General features: G+C 69.8%; 19 protein-coding genes. 10 read left to right on the top strand and 9 right to left on the bottom strand.

Features of this window, described 5'->3' with window-relative positions; translation table 11 throughout:
* Positions 1-393 precede the first annotated feature (393 nt).
* Both VGC13_RS27280 and VGC13_RS27275 read right to left on the bottom strand, forming a co-directional pair.
* The gene (locus tag VGC13_RS27280) at positions 394-2385 is read right to left on the bottom strand and encodes a sensor histidine kinase (RefSeq protein WP_331128490.1); all 1992 of its coding nucleotides are present in this window, start codon (positions 2383-2385) and stop codon (positions 394-396) included.
* 554 nt (positions 2386-2939) lie between these two features.
* Positions 2940-3812 carry a murein L,D-transpeptidase catalytic domain-containing protein gene (locus VGC13_RS27275; protein ID WP_331128489.1) on the bottom strand — a complete coding sequence of 291 codons (873 nt, stop codon included), beginning with the start codon at positions 3810-3812 and terminating at the stop codon, positions 2940-2942.
* 584 nt (positions 3813-4396) lie between these two features.
* Here VGC13_RS27275 and VGC13_RS27270 point away from each other — a divergent pair.
* From VGC13_RS27270 to VGC13_RS27260, 3 genes are all read left to right on the top strand, one after another.
* Complete coding sequence (locus VGC13_RS27270; protein WP_331128488.1) at positions 4397-4732, top strand: hypothetical protein; 336 nt, start codon at positions 4397-4399, stop codon at positions 4730-4732.
* Positions 4733-5070: 338 nt separating this feature from the next.
* A complete protein-coding gene (locus tag VGC13_RS27265) occupies positions 5071-5376 on the top strand; it encodes a hypothetical protein (RefSeq protein WP_331128487.1) in 306 nt (101 codons plus the stop codon).
* 960 nt (positions 5377-6336) lie between these two features.
* Complete coding sequence (locus VGC13_RS27260; protein WP_331128486.1) at positions 6337-7641, top strand: hypothetical protein; 1305 nt, start codon at positions 6337-6339, stop codon at positions 7639-7641.
* A gap of 16 nt (positions 7642-7657) precedes the next feature.
* Here the strand turns inward: VGC13_RS27260 and VGC13_RS27255 are convergent, their stop codons facing one another.
* The gene (locus tag VGC13_RS27255) at positions 7658-7840 is read right to left on the bottom strand and encodes a hypothetical protein (RefSeq protein WP_331128485.1); all 183 of its coding nucleotides are present in this window, start codon (positions 7838-7840) and stop codon (positions 7658-7660) included.
* 90 nt (positions 7841-7930) lie between these two features.
* Here VGC13_RS27255 and VGC13_RS27250 point away from each other — a divergent pair, with 90 nt between their 5' ends.
* The 5 genes from VGC13_RS27250 (at position 7931) to VGC13_RS27230 (ending at position 12803) form a co-directional block, all read left to right on the top strand.
* The gene (locus tag VGC13_RS27250) at positions 7931-8770 is read left to right on the top strand and encodes a helix-turn-helix domain-containing protein (RefSeq protein WP_331128484.1); all 840 of its coding nucleotides are present in this window, start codon (positions 7931-7933) and stop codon (positions 8768-8770) included.
* 52 nt (positions 8771-8822) lie between these two features.
* Positions 8823-9632 (top strand): sulfite exporter TauE/SafE family protein, encoded by an 810-nt coding sequence (locus VGC13_RS27245; protein WP_331128483.1) that lies wholly within the window; start codon positions 8823-8825, stop codon positions 9630-9632.
* Positions 9633-9872: 240 nt separating this feature from the next.
* Complete coding sequence (locus VGC13_RS27240) at positions 9873-10730, top strand: DUF1206 domain-containing protein (RefSeq protein WP_331128482.1); 858 nt, start codon at positions 9873-9875, stop codon at positions 10728-10730.
* A gap of 500 nt (positions 10731-11230) precedes the next feature.
* The gene (locus VGC13_RS27235) at positions 11231-12361 is read left to right on the top strand and encodes a hypothetical protein (RefSeq protein ID WP_331128481.1); all 1131 of its coding nucleotides are present in this window, start codon (positions 11231-11233) and stop codon (positions 12359-12361) included.
* A 160-nt stretch (positions 12362-12521) separates the two neighbouring features.
* A complete protein-coding gene (locus VGC13_RS27230; protein ID WP_331128480.1) occupies positions 12522-12803 on the top strand; it encodes a ubiquitin-like small modifier protein 1 in 282 nt (93 codons plus the stop codon).
* 27 nt (positions 12804-12830) lie between these two features.
* Here VGC13_RS27230 and VGC13_RS27225 read toward each other — a convergent pair whose 3' ends face one another.
* The 6 genes from VGC13_RS27225 to VGC13_RS27200 all read right to left on the bottom strand — a co-directional run bounded on the left by VGC13_RS27225 (position 12831) and on the right by VGC13_RS27200 (position 17878).
* Entirely contained in the window at positions 12831-13520 is a 690-nt protein-coding gene (locus VGC13_RS27225) for a hypothetical protein (RefSeq protein ID WP_331128479.1), read from the bottom strand.
* 198 nt (positions 13521-13718) lie between these two features.
* Positions 13719-14042 carry a bacillithiol system redox-active protein YtxJ gene (gene ytxJ, locus VGC13_RS27220; protein ID WP_331128478.1) on the bottom strand — a complete coding sequence of 108 codons (324 nt, stop codon included), beginning with the start codon at positions 14040-14042 and terminating at the stop codon, positions 13719-13721.
* A 186-nt stretch (positions 14043-14228) separates the two neighbouring features.
* On the bottom strand, positions 14229-14615 hold the full coding sequence (locus VGC13_RS27215; protein ID WP_331128477.1) for a hypothetical protein: 387 nt from the start codon (positions 14613-14615) through the stop codon (positions 14229-14231).
* Between the two features lie 100 nt (positions 14616-14715).
* Positions 14716-15927, bottom strand: a complete 1212-nt coding sequence (locus VGC13_RS27210) for a hypothetical protein (protein WP_331128476.1) — start codon at positions 15925-15927, stop codon at positions 14716-14718.
* A complete protein-coding gene (locus VGC13_RS27205) occupies positions 15924-16121 on the bottom strand; it encodes a hypothetical protein (RefSeq protein ID WP_331128475.1) in 198 nt (65 codons plus the stop codon). The genes VGC13_RS27210 and VGC13_RS27205 overlap by 4 nt, the downstream gene beginning before the upstream one ends.
* Positions 16122-16348: 227 nt before the next feature.
* Complete coding sequence (locus tag VGC13_RS27200; RefSeq protein ID WP_331128474.1) at positions 16349-17878, bottom strand: APC family permease; 1530 nt, start codon at positions 17876-17878, stop codon at positions 16349-16351.
* Positions 17879-18497: 619 nt separating this feature from the next.
* Between VGC13_RS27200 and VGC13_RS27195 the strand changes: the two genes are divergently transcribed.
* Both VGC13_RS27195 and VGC13_RS27190 read left to right on the top strand, forming a co-directional pair.
* Positions 18498-19499, top strand: a complete 1002-nt coding sequence (locus VGC13_RS27195; RefSeq protein WP_331128473.1) for a MoxR family ATPase — start codon at positions 18498-18500, stop codon at positions 19497-19499.
* Positions 19500-19678: 179 nt separating this feature from the next.
* Positions 19679-20025, top strand: a 347-nt coding sequence (locus VGC13_RS27190; RefSeq protein WP_331128472.1) for a hypothetical protein, incomplete at its 3' end; no start/stop codon positions are given.

Here is a 20025-nt window from a genome sequence, read left to right as displayed (position 1 = left end):
GCTTCGGATAAAGATTCTTCGGTCGGCGCCATGCTCCCGGGCGAAGGGAGAGCACTGCGTGGCGCCTCCCTCAGAATGACAGGTTTGTCCAGGTCTGGTGCCTTCCCATCCGGAATCCGCAGAAGCACCTGTCATTCTGAGCGAGCGCCACCTTCCGGGCTCCCGGAAAACTGCGGAGCCTGTTGGCGCGACCGAAGAATCTCCCTCCCCTCGCGCGGAACCCTCTCCCGGGCAGCGTCCGGGGAACCCCGCGTGACGGAAAGATCCTGCCGCTTCGGATAAAGATTCTTCGGTCGGCGCCATGCTCTGGAGCGTAAAGAGAGCGCTGCGCGGCGCCTCCCTCAGAATGACAGGTTGGGCAGATTCCGGTATGAACCGTTCTCCGAACGTGCGCTACGCCTCGGGGCCGGGGGCGGCGGGGAGCCAGAGGGTAAAGGACGAGCCGGCGTCGGGGGTGCTCTCCACCGTCAGGTCGCCGCCCATCCACCGGGCAAAGCGGCGGCTGATGGCCAGCCCCAGCCCGGCGCCGCCGTGCCGCCGCGTGTATCCGCTCTCCACCTGCACGAACGGCTCGAAGATGCGCTCCAGCTGGTCGGGCGCCACGCCGATCCCCGTATCCTCCACCCGCAGGCACACCCACGGCCCCGAGCCCGCCGCGTCCGGCAGGGTCCCGCTGCTGGGGGCGCAGGTCACGCGGGCGCGGCCGCCCGGCTCCGTGAACTTGATGGCGTTGCTCAGCAGGTTCAGCAGGATCTGGTCTACCCGCTGCGGATCGCCCACGTAGCGCCCGTCGCCGTTGCACTCCGACGACAGCGCCACGCCGCGCTCCGCCGCCTCGGGGCTCAGCACCGACAGCGCCGACGCCACCGCCTCGCCCGCGTCGGCGGTGCGGCGCTCCACCCGCAGCGACCCGGCCTCGATGCGCGCGAAGTCCAGCAGCTGGTCCACCAGCCCCATCAGGTGCTCGCTGCTGTAGCGCACCCGCGACAGCTGCTGCTCCTGTCCGGGAGTCACGGGGCCCTCCAGCCCCATCAGCAGCAGGTCCGTGTATCCCACGATGGCATTGATGGGGGTGCGGATCTCGTGCGACATGGTGGCCAGGAAGTCCGACTTGCTGCGGTTGGCCGCCTCGGCCTCTTCGCGCGCCGCGTCGGCCTCGGCCAGGGCGGCCTCCATCTGCTCGTTGGCGTGCTCCAGCTCCTCGGCCAGCGACTGCGCGTTCTCGTACTGGTCGCGCAGCTCGTCGGTGCTGGCCCGCACCTGCTCGGCCATCCAGTTGAAGCCGCGCGCCAGCATTCCCAGCTCGTCCGTGCGGCGCAGGTCCACGCGCTGCGCGTAGTCGCCACGGGCAATGGCCTCGGACGCCAGCTGCAGGCGGCGCACGGGCTGGGTGATGCTGCGGCTCAGGAGCCACGCCGCCGCCGCGGCCGCCAGGCACAGCAGCACCGCGGCCACGCCCGCGTGGCGCAGAAAGGTGTCGGGGCGCTCCATCACCGCGCCCAGGCTCTGGTGGCCCACGAAGCTCCACGGCGTGCCGGGTACGGCCGTGGCGTGCGCAAAGTGGTGCCCGCCCCCCATCTCGTACCGCGTGGCGCCCAGGAAGGGCCAGGCGGCCGCGACGGGGGCCGCGGTGCCGTCCAGCGCCACCCAGGTGCGGTCGCCCGTGTTGGCGAAGAACACGTCCACCCCGCCGCCGATCAGCGACCGGATGGGTGCCGTGTTCGGTCCCCCCACGCTGCGCAGCTCCGCGACCCATCCCAGCGTGTCGGCCCCGCGCAGCACCGGCACCGTCAGCCAGAAGTAGTGCAGCGTGCCGATGCGAAAGAACCGGCCGACTCCGCTGCTGTCGGGAAGGGGACCGGGGGGCACGGCGGGGGCCGCGCCCGGGGCCGGAACGCCGGGCCACGCGCCCACCTGCAGCACCGGCCGGCGGGCGCGGTCCCACAGCAGCACGGGGACGTCCGGGTCCGCGCCGGTGCGCAGCTCCCGCAGTGCCTGGGTGGCGGCGGCGCGCGGGGCCGTCTCGGGCGCGTCAAGGACGGCGACTACCGCGGGGTTCGCGGCGGCGGCGCGCATTCCCTGCAGGCGCGGGGGAATGTTGGGCGCGCTGAGGGCGGACAGCTGCTGCGTGACCAGGCGCAGCCGTTCCAGCGTGGCGCGGGTAGCGGCCTGCTTGACCTCGGCGTGCGCAAAGAACAGCCCGGCGGCCATGGTGGCCACCAGCAGCGCGGTGATCAGCAGCGGCAGCCGGTGTTCCAGCGAGAGGCCGCGGCGCACGGGGCGCGGCGAAGGGTCCGGATTCATTCCGCGGGGCAGCACCCGGGTGGGGTCCGCGCCGGCGCCCGGTGCCGCGGGGCCCGACGATGGGGAGAGCGATGCGCTCAACGTACGCCTTTCCGCCGTGTCCGCCACCCCGCGCGGGGCGGCGGCGCGGGCGGGGTGGTGTTGGGAGACATGGCGCACCGCGTGGTTTCCTGCGTTCGTGGAGGCAAGCCGCGCGTCGCGGTCTGCACGAGCATTGAATACTGATTTTTCGCGCTGCTAAATGCAACCGGCGAAGCGGCCGAAGGACGTGAAAAGAATGGCCTCACACAGAGTCAACGGAGTCAACGGAGTTTTCTCGTGCCGTTTCCGCTGCTCTCACGATCCGAAACTGACCCGTGGTGAGCGGAGGCATGGCGCGCCGGCCCGCGAGGCACGAGCCGGCGTGGGGTGTCGGGAACGCGAAACAGGTGGAATGGGCAGGAGCCATCCGCATGTTTTCGAGAGGGATGCGGATCGGCAGATGATCTGCGCGCGCACCGGAAACAGCCGTTACGACCACCTGATGCGCGATCTTTGGAACCGTCCCTGACGAAGGAGGAAGGGGAACAACGAAAAAGACCCGGCGAGGAAGCAAATCCTCGCCGGGTCTTGATCGTTCGCGCCGGAGGGGCGGATCAGCCGTTGGAGCGGGTGGACGATCGGACGTCGCGGCTGGCCCACGGGTCCGAGCGCATCCACGTCTTGTCCAGCGGCGAGAACAGGAACACCAGGCCGCCGCGGGCAATCCTGGGCAGCAGCTCGCGGGCGCGGTCCTGCTCCATGGCCGGGCACCCCTCGCTGCGGCCGGCCCGCGAAGGCGTGACGTACGGCGCGCCGTGCGCCACCACGCCCCGCGCCCGGGCGGCGCTGTTGTACCGGCCCGACAGCCCCTGCAGGCGCAGCCCCACGCTGGTGTAGTAGCGCCCGCCCGACTTGCCGCTGAAGCCGTACGTCTCCTGCGCCAGGTACAGCCCCAGCGAAGTGGCGTTGCTCCCCTGGCGGTTGCTGAAGCGGCTGGGCTTGCTCTCGCTGGGCGAGGCCGAGCCGCGGCCGTGCGCCACGTTGAACGGCCCGTCCACCACCTTCAGCGACTTCATGTCGAACACGTAGCCGCGCGGCGTGGTGTTGCTGAGGCCGTAGTCCACGTAGTACAGGTACGGCTTGCGCACCTTTTCGGGGTTGGCCGCCTTGTAGTTGTAGTACGCCTGGAACGCCATCCGCAGCGCCGCGGGGTCGCTCTGCTTGCGCACGCTTCCCGACAGCGCGTCCAGCGCCACCTGCACCTGCGTCTTCTCGACCGCGCTCTCCACGCCCACGCCGCTCAGCACGGCGCGCGCGGTCTTGAGCACCGGGCTGGTGGGCCGCGGCGCCGCCGGGGCGGGCGCCGTGCGCATGGCCGCGGCGGCGGTGGGCTTGCTCTCGGCGCGGTCCGTCCGGTCCGCCAGCGCGCCGCTGGCCCCGATGAAGGCGGCGGCGGCGGCGAGCATCAGCAGGTTGTCGTTGCGCATCGCTGACCTCGTTGTCGTCGTCCAGGTGCGCGGAACCCAGAAGAGCCCGCGCACGCAAACGTCTGTTTTTATGGAGGAAATTCAATGCTCCCGCATCGATGAACGGTACGGGAGCACGTTTTCTGTCAAGGCTGGACACGGCCGGGGGCGGGTTTGAAGCACGATACGCGGTGTATCGGTCGGGTGGCATCCCCGCGAGCTTCAGCGATGCTCGGTTTGGCGAGCTCCGCATCCGCCGCGGGATCAGTCCCCTGCTTCAAGGGTGTCGGCTCAAACGTGAGCCCCCCGCCGTGTCAGATCGTGCTATCAATTTACACAATAGTTAAGTCCATGTCAACTGGCAGGATAGGAGGATTTGGGGAAGAACCGGTCCCCGACCCCCGCGCCGGGATCGTCCCTGAAACCGCCGAGGGCTGGCGACACTCGGCCGGTTCAGGACAGGATGAGCGGGAACTTTGCGTGTTTCGCGCCGGTACGCGGATGGGAGCGCTCTCAAACCGTCACATTGGTGTTCGGAATTGGGAATTCTCGCCGGATCGCGGCCCGGCTCACCTGCCTTTCCTACCTCCTGCAAGGAACGTCCAATGAACAAGCTTCGCCTGCACCTGGAAGACATCTCCGTCGAGTCGTTCAGCACGCTGCCCGCGAGCGTGCGCCTGGGCACGGTGGACGGCCACCAGATGAGCCAGACCACCTGCCACCAGATCATCTGCGACTGTACCGATCCGACCAACAACGCCACCTGTCCCGGCACGTGCGCCAACTCGTGCAACGGCACCTGCGACGCGTCGTGTAACGGCACCTGCAATGGCTGCCCGTCGGGATCCACCTGCGATGCCAGCTGCGACTTTACGTGCGGCACCACCTGTGACGGCAACACCTGCAACTGCACCGAGATCGGCCAGATCATCTGCGGCTGATCCACCCCCTGCCGGGCCGCGCTTCGGGCACCGCCGTCCCCCATTCCGGGGGGCGGCGGTGCAACGTTACCCCCCTGTTCGAAGGGCTTTCCCCCACCCGCGACCCGCATGAACTCCACGGTGCCCTGTGAGAGCTACCGGGTAGATTGCTGCTTCGTGGCATGGCATCTTTCATGCAATGGCTCGTTAGTGTCGGACGGAGCAGGTCGTCCGCTTTTCATTTGTTCTGTTTGATCTGTAGATGTAGATCTCTTATCTAAACCTGTCCATGGCTGGACCCGGCCGTGGCGCTGCCGGCAAACCGCCGGCCTGCATTCCACCGTCTCAAGGAGCACACGATGAAGAAGCTGCGGATCGAAGACCTGGTGGTAGACTCGTTCACCACGTCGAAGCATGCGGAGCAGCGGGGAACCGTCGCGGGGTTCGACTACACCGACGAAGGCACGTGCGGCACGGCGTGCTCGGGTGACTGCAACGAAACGATGGCCGGCTGCGGCACCGGCACGATGCACGGCGTGAGCTGCGCCGACCTCACCTGCATGCTGGGCGCGACGGAGTGCGGCACCTGCGCGCCCGCCTACACCTGCGACGCCGCCGAGGGCACGCAGTGCTGGGGCGACTCGCAGGACATGAGAATCTGCTGATCATCCCCCGCCGCGGGACCCGCCGCGGGTGCTCCGGATGGGCGCCCGCGGCGTGTCTGCCCCTCGCGCGGGCTGGCTGCCGGGGATGGAAGCCACCCCCGCCATTCTGCCGACGAGATCCTCCGGTCGGCGCCACGGCTTTCCGTACCCGCAACCGAGGAGCGGCGCCTCCCCCAGAGGGTGTTGCCAAACCTCTCAGCGTGAATTGACTTCCTGAAGGAGGCGCCGCCCCGCAACTCGCTTGTACACTGCACCCTGGCGCCGACCGAAGGACCTCGCCAGCAGAGCGACGGAGCTGGTTCCGTGCCCTGATCTGGCCCCTGCGCCACCGGGACGAGGTCCTTCGGTCGCGCGCAATCCGTAGTGTGACTTCTGGTTGGACGTGGTGCGCTCCCTCAGAGGGTGTTGCTAAACCCCCAAGCTCACAGAGAAGCGATGACTTCCTGAGGGAGCGCACCACGCGTAACAAGAAGCCACACAACCGCCTGCGCGCGACCGAAGGACCTCGTCCGCCTTCGCGAAGGACCGTCCTCGGGCGCGGCAGCCGGCCCCTCGGTTCTGCCGGCGAGATCCTTCGGTCGGCGCCAAAGTCCATCGTACCCGCAGGTTGCGGAGCAGCGCCTCCCTCAGGAAGTCAATTGCGGGGCGAGGTTTGGCAACACCCTCTCAGGAAGTCACCGCTTCGTCATGGATGTGAGGTTTGGCAACACCCTCCCAGGAAGCCAGTCATGGGCCGAGGTCCAGCAACACCCTTCAAGGGGGCGAGGCGCAAGCCAGCCGCTTCAGCATTCGATTCCGGCGGGCTCAACGCGCAGGCGCCCTGGGCCCGCTTTGCGTTCAGGGTGATCGCCGCGCGGGCTACATTTCAGGCCGTAGACGCACGCGGGGCGGTGCCTCTACAATAGGCGCCGATTGTCGCGCCCACGTCGGGCCGCCCCGTGCACCCGCGCCGCGCCCCCCATGTCGAGCGTGCGACACCGCAGCAAAGCCGAGCTGCCGCCCAGCCCGCTCGAGTTCGCCTACCCGCTGGCCGTCCCGGACGCGACGGTGCTCGGCGCCGTCATCCTGCACGAAGTTCCCGAGCTCTTTGCGCTGCACGTCTTTCAGGCGCTGCGGCTGGCGTTTGCGTGGGCGGCCGGGCCCGAGGTGTCCGGCGCCGTGTTCGACGGGAGCGGCGTAGAAGGCTGGGAGGCCGACGTGCTGGCCGCGCGCGGGGTGGACGAGGCGCTGTGGGCGCCGGTCGCCGTCGTCGCGGGCGAGCTTTCGCGGCCGGCGGAGGTGGACCCGGAGCAGCTTTCCCGCGCCTGCCTGGCGGTCACGGACTGGGCGTTGGGCTGCGACGCCCACGGCACCGCCGCGCTCTTCGCCGAAGCCGCGGCGGTGGTCTGGCCCAACAACGCCCGGCTGGCGTGGATCTGCGGAAAGATCTACCGCGAGCAGCAGCAGTTCGGCCGCGCCGAGACGTGGCTGCGGCGTGCACGGCGCGTCGCCGTGTGGACGGGTGACTGGGAGTTGCAGGCCCAGGCCATCAACAGCCTGGGAAATCTGAAGGTCCGGCTGGGTGATTTTTCCGGCGGACGGGAGCTGCTGCTTTCTGCGGTCCGGCTGGCCAGGCGCAAACGGCTGCGCGACAGGCTGGCGAAGGCGCAGCATGACCTTCTCGCCGTTTCCATTTACGCCGGCCACTTCGAAGACGCCGAGGCTCACGCATCCAGGGCCTTTGCCGCGTACGGACCGGATCACCCCGACCTCGTCAACCTGGCCTTCGACGTCGCGCATCTGTGGATGCAGCAGGGGCAGTTTGGGCGCGCGCTCGCCGTGCTGAAGGCCCTCCATGCGCGTTTCACCGATCCAGACCGGCAGCTCCGCGTAATCGCGAGCACCGCGCGTGCTGCCGGGGCCGTGGGTGAGTCGGAGACATTCCATCGCGCCTGGACCGACGCTTGGACCTTGATCGACGGTGGAGCCGCGAACCACCTCCGTGCCGCCGCTCCGCTTGAACTGGGGCTTGGGGCGCTGAGCCTGGGGCTGTGGGAACACGCGGAACGCGCGCTTACCACTTCGCGTGAGGCGGCGCAGGACCTGCGCGAAGGCGACACGCTTGCACGTGCTGAGTCGTCGCTCGACCACCTTGGGCGGCGGCAGACCGCCGATCGCCACACCCGCGCGTTGCGTCCTCGAATCGGCGACCTTGCCACGGATCTGGCGCGTTCGCTCAGCGCCCAGCCGCTGGTCAGGAGTGGCGCACCCACGCCCGAGAACTAGTCTGGTTGCGCCGGGCTCATGTACCCGAGCCGATCAGAATGCCGCCCTCCGCGGCGGATTGGATTGGAGGCGTGCTGTCGTTCTGCAGCGATGTGGAGATTCCGGACGGCGCGGCCGCGGGCGGATCCACGGGATTGGCTGTATCGCAGCCGGCAAGGAGGATCAGCGCAAGCGCGATGGGGATCGTGAGTCGGCGCATCTGGGGCCTCCGAAGAGAGCGTGAGCGAGTGCTGGGCGCGCCCAAGATGCGCCTGCCGCGTGTCCACTTGCAACACACCCGCAGCCTGAAATGAAGCCTTCCCGGGTTCCGCCGCTGGGGCTGGTGGAGCACCCGTGCCGCACCGTGCTCGTGCTGGAGTCGCACTTTCCCGCGCAACCCAGGGCGGTGGGCGGGTACGTCGTCCAGCGGGCCGGTGGGCTGGCCGCGCTGCACGAGCTCGCCAGGTCCGCACCGCCATCGGCCGTGGTCCTGCTGCGCGCCCGCGGAGGCGAGGCGGAAGCCGTGGAGCCTGGGGAGCTGGTCCGGGCGGCGCCGTCCGTGCCGGTGGTGGCGGCACTGGAGTTCCGAGAAGCGACGGCCGGGGAGGTGCGCGCCCTGCTGGACACCGGCCTGGCGGAGATCGCCACCATGGACGGAACCGGCGGGGTGCGGGCGCTGGTGCCTGTGCTGCGGCGGGCGCACGCGCGTCCGCTCAAGCGGCGCATCGAGGAGCGGCTGCCCGTCTGGGTGCCGGAAGACGGCCGGACGCTGATCCGCGCCGCCGCGGAAGCCGTGGTGGACCTGGGCGGGCGTGAGGCGTTCGCCGGCATCTTTGGCGTGTACGTGCGCACGGCGGCGGGATGGTGCCGCGAGCTGGACCTGCCGCCGCCGCGCCGGCTGCTGGGGTGGGTGCGCGTGCTGCTGGCGCTCACGCTGCTGGAGGAGGCGCACCGCACCGTGCTGAACGTGGCGCTGGCGTGCGGATACAAGGACCACAACTCGCTCAGGCGCGCCATCGAGAACTTTGCCGGCACGCCCGCGCTCGCCTTGCGCGACCAGCGCTTCGGCCCCGCCTTCGACCAGTTCGCCGCCGAGCTGCGCGCCCTGCGGCACGCCGGCCGGCGGCGCCCGCCCTCCGCGGCGGTCTGACCTGACGCGTACCGCCTTGCCCGCGCGGGGCCGGGGCGGCAGGTTTTCGCGGATGCCGAACGAACCTCTTTCCGCCCTCGCGCTGGCGGCCGTGTTCCTGGCCTCGGTGCTGGGGGGCGCAATCAACGCCATCGCCGGCGGGGGCACGCTGCTGACCTTTCCCGCGCTGGTGGGGCTGGGCGTGCCGCCGCTGGTGGCCAACGCCACCAGCACCGTGGCGCTGTGGCCCGGTTCGCTGAGCAGCATGTGGGGGTACCGCGGCGAGCTGCGCGGCGCGCGCGCCTGGGTGGTGCGCCTTACCGTGCCCAGCATCGTGGGCGGCGCGCTGGGCGCGTGGCTGCTGCTGCACACCCCGCCGGACCGCTTTGCGCGCATCGTCCCGTTCCTGGTGCTGGGCGCCACGCTGCTGTTCCTGGCGCAGGGCCCGCTGATGCGCCGCCTGCGCGCGCGGGGCGCCGGGGCGGGAACGCCCGCGGCGGAAGCGGCCGGTGCGGATCCCCAGGTGGCGCCGTGGATGGTCTTCGCGGCGCAGCTGGGCATCGGGGTGTACGGGGGCTACTTCGGCGCGGGGATCGGCATCCTGATGCTGGCCGGGCTGGGGATGATGGGGTTTGCCAACATCCACCGGATGAACGGCCTGAAGAACTGGGGCGCCAGCTGCATGAACGGCGTGGCGGCGCTCACCTTTGCCGTCAGCGGCATCGTGAACTGGCCCGTGGCGCTGGCGATGGCGGCCGGCGGGCTTCTGGGCGGCTACGGCGGCGCACGCGTGGCGCAGCGCGTGGGGCAGCAGCGCGTGCGCGGAGCCATCGTGGCCATCGGCCTGGCCTCGTTCCTCTTCCTCCTTTTCCGCCCCCTCTGAGCCCCGTTCCCGAATCCGGCGCGCGCGGGGCGCGGGGTCCAATGCCAGCGGAAACGTGGGGACGCAGAGTGGAATCCCGCCCGGCGTCCTCGTCCGTCGGGCCTCCGCCTCCGCCGCTCGCGTGACGCGGTTGCGTGCCGCCGGGCCGCCATGGCGTAGCACCACCGCGCCCGGTCCTTGCACCTGTGCCGTCCGACACGGATCATCCGAATCCACAGGCTCCCCATAGAGAGGCACGCAATGGCGCTGTTCGACGCACCCGTTCGCGAAGCGCGGCACCACGCCCGCAGCACCGTGCGCGAGGCCTCGCCCGCCGTGCAGGGGCTGGCGCGGCTGGGGTACGCCGCCAAGGGCATGGTCTACGTGATCATCGGCTTCGTCGCCGCCCAGGCCGCGCTCAGCCGCGGCGAGCAGGTGACGGGGTCCGAGGGGGCGCTGAGCACCATCCTGGACCAGCCGTTCGGCAAGGTGCTGCTGGGCATCGTGGCGCTGGGGCTGGCGGGGTACGTGCTCTGGCGGGTGGTGCAGGCGCTGCTGGATCCCGAGCACAAGGGCGGCGGAGTGAAGGGGATCGGCGCGCGCGTCGGCTACGGCATCAGCGCGTTCGTGTACGCCGGCCTTACGCTGGAGGCGGTGCGGATGGTGCGCGGCTCCGGCGGCGGAGGGCAGGGGAGCGGCGCGCAGCACTGGAGCGCCATGGTGATGGACAAGCCGTTCGGCCGCATCGCGGTGGGCCTGGCAGGCGCCGCGATCATCGGCTACGGGCTGTACGAGATCTACCGCGCCTTCAAGTCCGACCTGGCCAAGCGGCTGAACCTGGAGGGCTCGCCGGTGGCCACGCGCAGGCGGGTGGTGGGGCTGGGCAAGGCGGGGATGACGGCGCGGGGCGTGGTGTTCTGCATCATCGGCTGGCTGGTGATCACCGCCGCGCTGCGCTACGACCCGTCGCGCGCGCAGGGGCTGCAGGGCGCGCTGGTCACGCTGCGCGAGGCGGCGTACGGCCGGTACCTGCTGGGCCTGGTGGCGCTGGGCCTGATCGCCTACGGCATCTTTCAGCTGGTCAAGGCGCGCTACCGCATCATCCGCCCGGCGTCCTGAGGCGTTTCCGGGCGGGTGATGCGCGCATGGCCGTATCATCCGCCTGCTCTTTTCACGGGCGGGTGATGCGCGGGAGCCCGGCTCTCTCCGGGGCGGGTGAACCCGCGGCTGGAAAAGCGGGAAGCCCCGCAAACTGCGCGGGGCTGTCGATCAGACGCTCCGGAGTGTCGTTCCGAGAGAGCGCCGCACCGCATCCTCCGTCACTCCAGTGCCTGCGCTCGACCGAGGGAATCCGGCGTTGGAATTCTCGTAGCCTGATCCGCGAGACGGTCCAGGCGGCTACAGTCCGCGCAGGCGGACTTTGCGCCTTTCCAGCGGCGAATTCATTCGCTCCTGGAGGGCGGACTCTGCGCCGTTCGTCCCTGCCCGACGGCGTTGTTCAGCGTCGGTCTCTACAAAACCGGCAATCTCCCGAAGAAAGTTCTTGGCACGGCGCGCCGTCCGTGTTAGAATGGGCGCCGGGCCTTTCGCTCCGTTCACTTCCGCGCCGGAGAAGCCGCATGGAATCCGCCTCCACACCCGCGCCCGGGGCGGGCGACGTCCTGCTCCTGGTGGGCACCATGAAGGGCGCGTTCCTGCTGTGGTCCAACGGGGAGCGCGGAGAGTGGCGGATGGACGGGCCGCACTTTCGCGGCGAGGCCGTGTACGCGCTGGCGTTCGACCAGCGGGGCGGGCGGCGACGCATCCTGGCCGGCGGGCAGAGCATGCACTGGGGGAGCGTGGTGCGCGCCAGCGACGACTTCGGCGCCACGTGGAGCGCGCCGGACCGCCAGAACGTCCGTTTTCCGGAGGACTCGGACCGCGCGCTGGCCAACATCTGGCAGCTGCGCCCGGGCCGCGCGGACGAGCCGGACGTCGTCTACGCCGGCGTGGAGCCGGCCGCCCTCTTCGAGTCCCGCGACGCGGGCGAGACGTGGAGCCCCGTGGAGGGGCTGCTGAACCACGAGCACCAGCCGCGGTGGCAGCCGGGCGGCGGCGGGCTGTGCCTGCACACCATCGTGGTCGACCCGGCCGATCCCCAGCGGATGGGCATCGCCATCTCGACCGGCGGCTTCTATCGCACGGACGACGGCGGGCGCAGCTGGGCGGCCCGCAACCATGGCGTCCGGGCGGAGTTCCTGCCTGACAAGCACCCCGAGTTCGGCCAGTGCGTGCACAAGGTGGTCAACCACCCGTTGCGCCCCGAGCGGCTGTTTCTGCAGAACCACTGGGGCCTGTACCGCAGCGACGACTGGGGCGACACGTGGACCGACATCGCCAACGGCGTTCCCAGCGACTTCGGGTTCGCCATGGAGGTGCATCCGCACGACCCCGACACCGTCTACATCGTCCCGCTGGACTCCGACCAGTTCCGCATCGTCCCCGACGCGAAGCTGCGCGTGTACCGCACCCGCGACGCTGGCGCCTCGTGGCACCCGCTGACCGAGGGGCTGCCGCAGCAGGACGCGTACGAGTGCGTGCTGCGCGACGCCATGTGCGCCGACGGCCACGACCGCGCGGGCATCTACTTCGGCACGCGCAGCGGCAAGCTCTTCGGCTCCGCGGACGAGGGCGAGACGTGGATGGAGATCAGCGGCGCGCTGCCGCCCATCGTCTGCGTCCGCGCCGCCGTCGTGGGGGCGGACGCATGACCTGGATGAACCCCGGATCTGTCATTCCGAAGGAGGCGCCGCGCCGCACCGTCCCGTACCGGAAACCGAGGCGCCGACTGAGGAATCCGCTTTCTGATGCGGGTGGCCAGTCCCGCGCTCCGGTCCAGCGGCCTCGATCCTCTCCCGCGGGATGCATTTGATGCCGATCACCATCGCGCTGCCGAGCGCCCTGCAGCCGTACGCCGGCGCCAGTCCCGAGGTGACGGTCGACGGCCGCTGCGGCACCGTGGGCGATGTGCTCGACGCGTTGGCGGGCCGCTACGCCGGCGTGGTGGACCGGGTGATGGACGAGCGTGGCCAGGTGCGCCAGCACGTGAACGTGTTCGTGGACGGCGACAACATCCGCTTCCTGGACGGATTGGGGACGCCCGTCGGCGAGCGCAGCACCATCACCATCGTCCCCGCAGTGAGCGGCGGGTAGGCCCTCACTCGCAATGTCTCGGCTGGATCAGCGAATCATCCAGGAACCGTCGCCGGACTCCATCTTCAGCAACTGCCGCGATTCGCGACTGATCCACAACGTGTCCACATAACCTTCTACAAGGGCCTCCAAGCGCCAGGCCGCCACCGCCCGGCCACGGACCTGCACGTCCTCCGCCCCCGCCACCTGCACGTCGAACCAGAACACCTTACCCTGCTCCGGAATAAAAAACGGGATCCGGGTGCGAAAGCCCTCCGCCAGCGGAAGGGCGCGGTAGACGATGTCCATCATCGACCCCGCATACACCGGCTGTTCGAATCGGAACTCTCGCTCCACAGGTGCGTCTGCCCCCGATTGCAATCGGCTGGAGCGTACGACCGGTCCGTCGAAGCGCAGGTCAATCCGGTGCTCCTCGGCGACCCGGTGTTGTGCGATGGGCGCCAGCGTCCGCACGGCAAAGAACGTGGTGTCGGCCATCTGGCGCCGGGCGCTCCTCCAGGCGAATGCCATTTCCCAGGCCTCCATCCCGTCGTGTGTTACCCGGCGCAAGGACTGAATCGAAACGCCGGTGGTATCTGCGTGCGTTGGTCCGGCCACCGCATAGAGGGTATCGACGGCGGGAAAAATTGCGTCTGGGTTCAGAACCATCTCCTGCGCCTTCCCGGCGGACGGCATGGCGAGCAGGGCCAGCGCGGCGAGACGAATGAGCATCTGCATTGAGGTTCGTGCACGGGAGAGGGAATGGGACGGGAAGGATGGATGATCATGCCCTTTCGATGTACCCGCAACCGTCCAGGCGTTCCGGTGCAGGCGAAAGCTCCGCCCGGTGCCGCAGATGCGCGCCGAGGCGGAGCTTTCTTCCGACTTCCAGCCGCGGGCACTACTTGCCCATGCGAGCCGTCTGACCCCTGCTGCTCACCCCATCCCCACCCGCTGCTCCAGGTCACCGGCGCGGATGTCGAAGTGGTTCGCGTGCCACTCCGGCTGGCCGCCGCGGGCGACGATCACCTGCGGCGAGTGGTGCTCGATGCCGGTCTTCTCGGCCAGGTACTGCGACGCCTCGGCGTCGTCGTTCACGTCCACCGTGTAGACGGGGGCGTCGGGGTGCAACTCCATGAAGCGCTCCATCTCTCCGCGCGCCGCGGCGCTGATGGGGCAGCGCGTGCTGTGCTTGAACAGGATCGCCGTGTCCTGGCCCAGCGCCGCGTCCACGTCCTGCGTCGTCCGCATGTCCTTCATCCCGCCTCCTTCGCCGGTGTTCCCCCGCGCGGCCGGACCGGCCGCGAGCCGGGCGGGCGGGGGAGCAAGGGCCATACCGGCAGGCCAAGACATCCAACGGTGGCCAGGTAGATGATGCAGAAGGGGCGGTCCCAATCGCGTGCCGCGGTTCCACCCGGCCTGCCGACACCTGCGGAATTACGCGGGTTACCGTGTCTCCACGTCCCGCTCCGCGGCCAGTCGCTGGAGAATCCGCGTGATTGCCACCACGTCGCCGTCGGCCGCGACCATATCCCGTAGCGCACGCTCCATCGCGGGGGAGACCGGGGGTGGGCCGGACGATTCCAGTGGAGGAGCCTCCGTCATTCGGTCCATCACCGCACCCAGCTGGCGAAGCGCGTCCCGGTCGCGCGGGTCTACCGGCTTGCCTGGATGCAGCGCCTGCAGCACGCGGTCGATCTCGGCGTCGCTGCCCAGGAACGTCGTCGTCCGCGCGGGGGCGGGACTCGGCTCCAGTTGCGGCGAAACCGTGGGCTCGCATGCCGCGAGCAGGACGACCGCGAACACGCCTGCGCCGCCGATACGGTGCCTCATGATCCCTCCCGTACAGGTGGCGGACGGAAACCGGCAGCCTCGCCGGCGCATGGATCAACGTTGACGGTCCGAGCACATGAGCACAAGGCCAATCGAGACTTCAGTCGCTGCGGGAAAGGGCGTACAATCGCACGTGCTCCACGTCGTCCCCGTCGGTTTCCGTGCCCAGTACCCAGTCGGGCCCGATCTGGAGAGCCTTGAAGCGCCCCGGCCCCTGTGCCGTCGCGATCCACCGCCCGGTGGTATCGAAGACGGACCAGTGGCTGGATTGGTACAGCTTGCCGGGTGGGTACGGCTCGCGCACCCACACGTTCCCGCGCGTGTCGACGGCGAGGGACGTGTACGGCGGCAGCGTGCGGGGATACGGCGCCTCGCGCAACTCCCGCGCACGCTCACGCCGCTCCTCCGGGGTGCCTCCGACCTGGATCGAGGCGGCCTGGTAGTCGTCTACGTCCTTTGGCGCGAGGCTCACCGGCCGGTACGGCCTGCGGAAACGCACCCGCTCCGTCCCGTCAGCGGCGAACGCGGCGACCTCATAGCCGTCACCCGTGCCCACATAGAAGCGGTTTCCTTGCACCGCCGCCGCTGCCTGGCGGCCGAAGGGCAGCGAGTGAACACGCCCCGTCGCGCCGGCGGCGTACCACTCGGCGCCCGGGAAGCGGCCCAGCGTGTCGGCAATCGTGCCATCCGGCGCAACCCGCAGGTACACGAGCGTGTCACGCCAGGCCGTCCCCGGCGGAGCCGTCTGCGTCGAGGCCGCCGGGTCCGCGATGAGCAGCGCCCCGTCGTCGAACGTGCCGAGCACTCTTGGTAGCGGTCCCTGGGTAAAACGCAGGGTCGCCATGCGAGCAAGACGACCGTCAGCGTTGAAAACGGAAAGGCGCCGAAGGGAGGGATCCCACACGGCCACCGAGTCGCCGGGGAGAAGGCCCAGCCAGCCCATGAACTGGAACTCGCCCGGTCCGGAGCCGGGCGATCCCACACTGCGAACCACGCGGCCCGCGCGGTCGAAGTATCGCAGCGTTCCCGCGCCCACATCAGCCACGATGATCTGCCCGCCGTGCATCAGCCCCGCCGTCACCATCACCAGTGCCTGGCCCTCGCCTGCGCCGATGTCGAGCATGGGGGTGGGGGAGAGGGTCCACTGCTGAACGTTCTCCCGGTTGTCATTGCTGATGATGGAATGCCCGACGGAAGAGGCATCCCCGCCGGGCTTGCCCTCACTTCCACACCCCGCGATAACAACGAGCGGCAGCGTGACCGCGGCGATCGAACGAAAGTGCCTGACGCAAGCCATGCGACGTACGGTCATGATTCGGCGGGACAGGCAATCTGCTGTTTCGCGCACTTGTCCAAACCCGTGTCCGGATCCTTGATGCAGTACTCCTTCCAGCACTTGACCGTGATCTGCGCGACCGAGGGGCTGTCGGCGACCGCGACCGCGCCGAATGCCAGGGATGCGAACACCGCCAGCCCCGCCAAGCGTCCGAGCAATACCCTGATCATGGGGCCTCCAGCGAGTGAGAACTGAGGAGAGGAACGTGCGGGTACAGCGCGAGATGAGGAACCTGTGCCGTCGCTTAAAGTCCGTAAAGACGCGTTGATCGCACGTTAAGGGCTGATCCAGCCGGAGGCAAGGAGTTTTGTCCTGGATGCTCCGAATCGCCCAAAACGAGGCGGCGGCCCCCGTCCGGGAGCCGCCGCCTCGAATCCGCATCAACCCACCCGCCGCGTCAGCTCTTCGGCGCGTCGGGCTCGCCAGCGCCGCCGCCGTAGCGCAGGGTGCTGTGCCAGTAGCCGTAGACGAAGTACAGGAGCAGGCCGATCCCCATCCAGATCCCGAACCGCTCCCACGCGTGCCTGGGAAGCCCCATCATGATGTAGATGCACGCACCCGCGCCGCCCAGCGTCACCGGCCACACGAACGGCACCCGGAAGGGGCGCGGGCGGTCCGGGTCCTTGATGCGCAGCACCAGCACGCCGATGCACACGATGGCGAACGCCGACAGCGTGCCGATGTTGGTGAGGTCGTAGATCTCGTTCTCGTCCGCGAACAGGGCGCCGGTCGCCACCACCAGGCCCGTCACCAGGGTGGTGATGTACGGCACCCGCGCCTTCTTGCTCACCCTGGTGGACCATTTGGGGAGCAGCCCGTCGCGGCCCATCGCGTAGAAGATGCGCGGCTGGCCGTACTGGAACACCAGCAGCACCGCCGTCAGCGAGATCACCGCGCCAAACGACACGATCCACCCCGCCGTCCCCAGCCCGGCCATCTGCAGCGCCTGCGCCAGCGGGTCCGCGCCCTTGAGGTCCGCGTACGGCACCAGCCCCGTGGCCACCGCGCCCACCACCACGTAGATCACCGTGCAGATGGCCAGCCCGCCCAGGATGCCGATGGGCATGTTGCGCTGCGGGTTCTTGGTCTCTTCCGCCGCCGTGCTGATGGCGTCGAACCCGATGTAGGCAAAGAAGACGATGGCCGCGCCCTGGTGAATGCCCCGCCAGCCGTTGGGGGCGAAGGGAACGTAGTTGGCGGTGTCGATGTGCATTACGCCCACGCCCACGAACAGCGCCAGCACCAGCAGCTTCACCACCACCATGATGTTGTTGGCCCGCGCGCTCTCGCGCACGCCCAGCATGAGCAGCCAGGTGATGGCCAGCACGATGGCGAACGCCGGGACGTTCAGCAGGATCGGCATGTTGCCGATGCGCGGCGCCGTCTCGAGCAGCGCCCGGACCTCGGGGTCGCTGCTCTTGATGACGGCGCGGTAGCCGTGCGTGAGGAAGTCCGGCAGGGTGATGCCGAACCCGCTGAGGAACGAGCTGAAGTAGCCGCTCCACGCCACGGCCACCGCCACGTTGCCCACCGCGTACTCCAGGATCAGGTCCCAGCCGATGATCCACGCGATCAGCTCGCCCAGCGTGGCGTACGAGTACGCGTACGCGCTGCCGGCCTGGGGAATCATGGAGGCCAGCTCGGCGTAGCAGAGCGCCGCCAGCCCGCACACCAGCCCCAGCAGGACGAAGCTGACGACCAGCGCCGGACCGGCGCCGTAGCGCACCACCGTGCCGTCCGGAAGGATCTCGCCCGCCGCCGCGGTGCCGATGGACGAGAAGATGCCGGCGCCGATCACCGCGCCGATCGCCAGCATGATCAGGTCGCCGGCCCCCAGCTCGCGCTTGAGCGCGTTGGGATGGCCTTCTTCGGACAGCAGCTCGCTGATGGGTTTGCGGCGGGTGAGCCGCTGCAGAAATCCTGACATCGGGTCGGGTTTAGCGGGTGCGTGAGAGGGCCGGAGGTCCGGCGGGGCGGAACGTGTTGGTCCGGCGGGGCATCAACCTGCGCAACGAGGCGGCTTCCGTCAATGAGGGGCGTGAAAAAGGGAGAGTGCGGGAGTGCGGGAGTGCGGGAGTGCGGGAGTGCGAGGTGGGGAGAGCCATCGGCGGTTCGACTGGATACGAGCTGCGTCCGACGGGCGCCCCCTCTCCCGGCCTCTCCCCCAAACTGCGGGGGAGAGGTGACGCGCACGGAATCTCCGGTGCGCTCCGGGCAGGCCGGATGCGGGTACGGCCTGTCGAAGCGGGATCGAATTCTCCCCTCTCCGTGAGGAACGAACGGGGAGGGGCCGGGGGAGGGGCACCCCGGCGGACGCAGTTCGATGCCGATCTACCCGCCGCCGCCGGACTCCGCGACAACGTTCCGGGCGGGCTGCGCGTCTTATCCCGAAACGCCGCGGTCGCTGTTCCGTACTCCGGTGCGCTCGTACTTTCGTGGCACCGTTTCGCACCTCGTTCGTTGCGCGGGGGGTGCTAGGAACTTAGCATCCCGTGCACGGTATTCGGAACAGCTCCTTCCCATTTCCCTGGCCTACAGGATCCGCGTTGGTCACCGCCGAAACTGAAGTCGGAACCCTGCTGGCCGATGCCGGCCGGCTCAAGGCGCAGGTGCAGCGCCGCATCGTGGGCCAGCAGCAGGTGCTGGACGAGGTGATGATGTGCCTGCTGGCCGGCGGGCACGCGCTGCTGGTGGGCGTTCCCGGCCTGGCCAAGACGCTGCTGGTGCGCACCCTGGCCGAGGCGCTGGAGCTGGAGTTCCGCCGCGTGCAGTTCACCCCCGACCTCATGCCCGGCGACATCACCGGCACCGAGGTGATCGAGGAGGACCGGACCACGGGGCGGCGTGCGGCGCGCTTCATCCGCGGGCCCATCTTTACGCAGATCCTGCTGGCGGACGAGATCAACCGCACGCCGCCCAAGACGCAGGCCGCGCTGCTCGAGGCCATGCAGGAGGGCCGCGTGACCGCCGGCGGCGAGGACCTGATTCTGCCGCGCCCCTTCTTCGTGCTGGCCACGCAGAACCCGGTGGAGCAGGAGGGCACCTATCCGCTGCCGGAGGCGCAGCTGGACCGCTTCATGTTCGACATCCGCCTGGACTACCCCTCCGCGGACGAGGAGGTGATGATCCTGCGCTCCACCACCGGCGTGCAGGACGCGGCGGTGGAGCCGGTGCTGGACGCGGAGCGGGTGATGACGCTGCAGCGCTGGGTGCGCGAGGTGCCGGTGGCCGACAACCTGTTCGCCTACGCCGCCGCGCTGGTGCGCGCCACCCGCCCCGGCGACGCCAGTGCGCCCGAGGACGTGCGCCGCTGGGTGCGCTGGGGCGCCGGCCCGCGCGCGGGGCAGGCGCTGATCCTGGGCGCCAAGGCCAACGCGCTGCTTTCCGGCCGCTTCCACGTCTCGGCCGACGACATCCGCCGCGTGGCCGCCCCCGTGCTGCGCCACCGCGTGCTGGTGAACTTTCACGCCGAGGCCGAGGGCGTTTCGCCCGACCGCGTGATCGCGAAGCTGATGGAGTCCGTCGCCCCGCCGCGGTCCGGGCTGTGACGACGCAGTGCGGGAGTGCGGAAGTGCGTGAGTGCGGGAGACTCGGTCGTGGATCGTCTGGCCGTGTGTCGCTCCGGACGGCGCGGCGCGCCCCCTCCGCTCGCTCAGGCTCGCACCTCCCCCCAAAAACCCTGGGGGAGGTTGAACTTCGATCCCGCTCGCGCACGCCTCACACTGTCATGCGGACGGAGCGCGGCGTCGGCCGCGTTGCCGCAGACCTCGTTCCCGGGCGGGTGAACCCGCGGCTGGAAAAGCGGAAAGCCCCGCAAACTGCGCGGGGCTTCTGTGTCGGCACGCACCCGAGCGTCATTCGGACGGAGCGCGGCGTCGGCCGTGTTGCCGCGGGCCTCGATCCCGGGCGGGTGAACCCACGGCTGGAAAAGCGGAAAGCCCCGCAAACTGCGCGGGGCTTCTGTGTCGGCACGCACCCGAGCGTCATTCGGACGGAGCGCGGCGTCGGCCGTGTTGCCGCGGGCCTCGTTCCCGGGCGGGTGAACCCGCGGCTGGAAAAGCGGAAAGCCCCGCA

This window comes from Longimicrobium sp., from assembly GCF_036399255.1.
GTDB lineage: Bacteria > Gemmatimonadota > Gemmatimonadetes > Longimicrobiales > Longimicrobiaceae > Longimicrobium.
The sequence above is the reverse complement of the archived record's forward strand: the minus strand, read 5'-3'. Positions and strand labels throughout refer to the sequence as shown.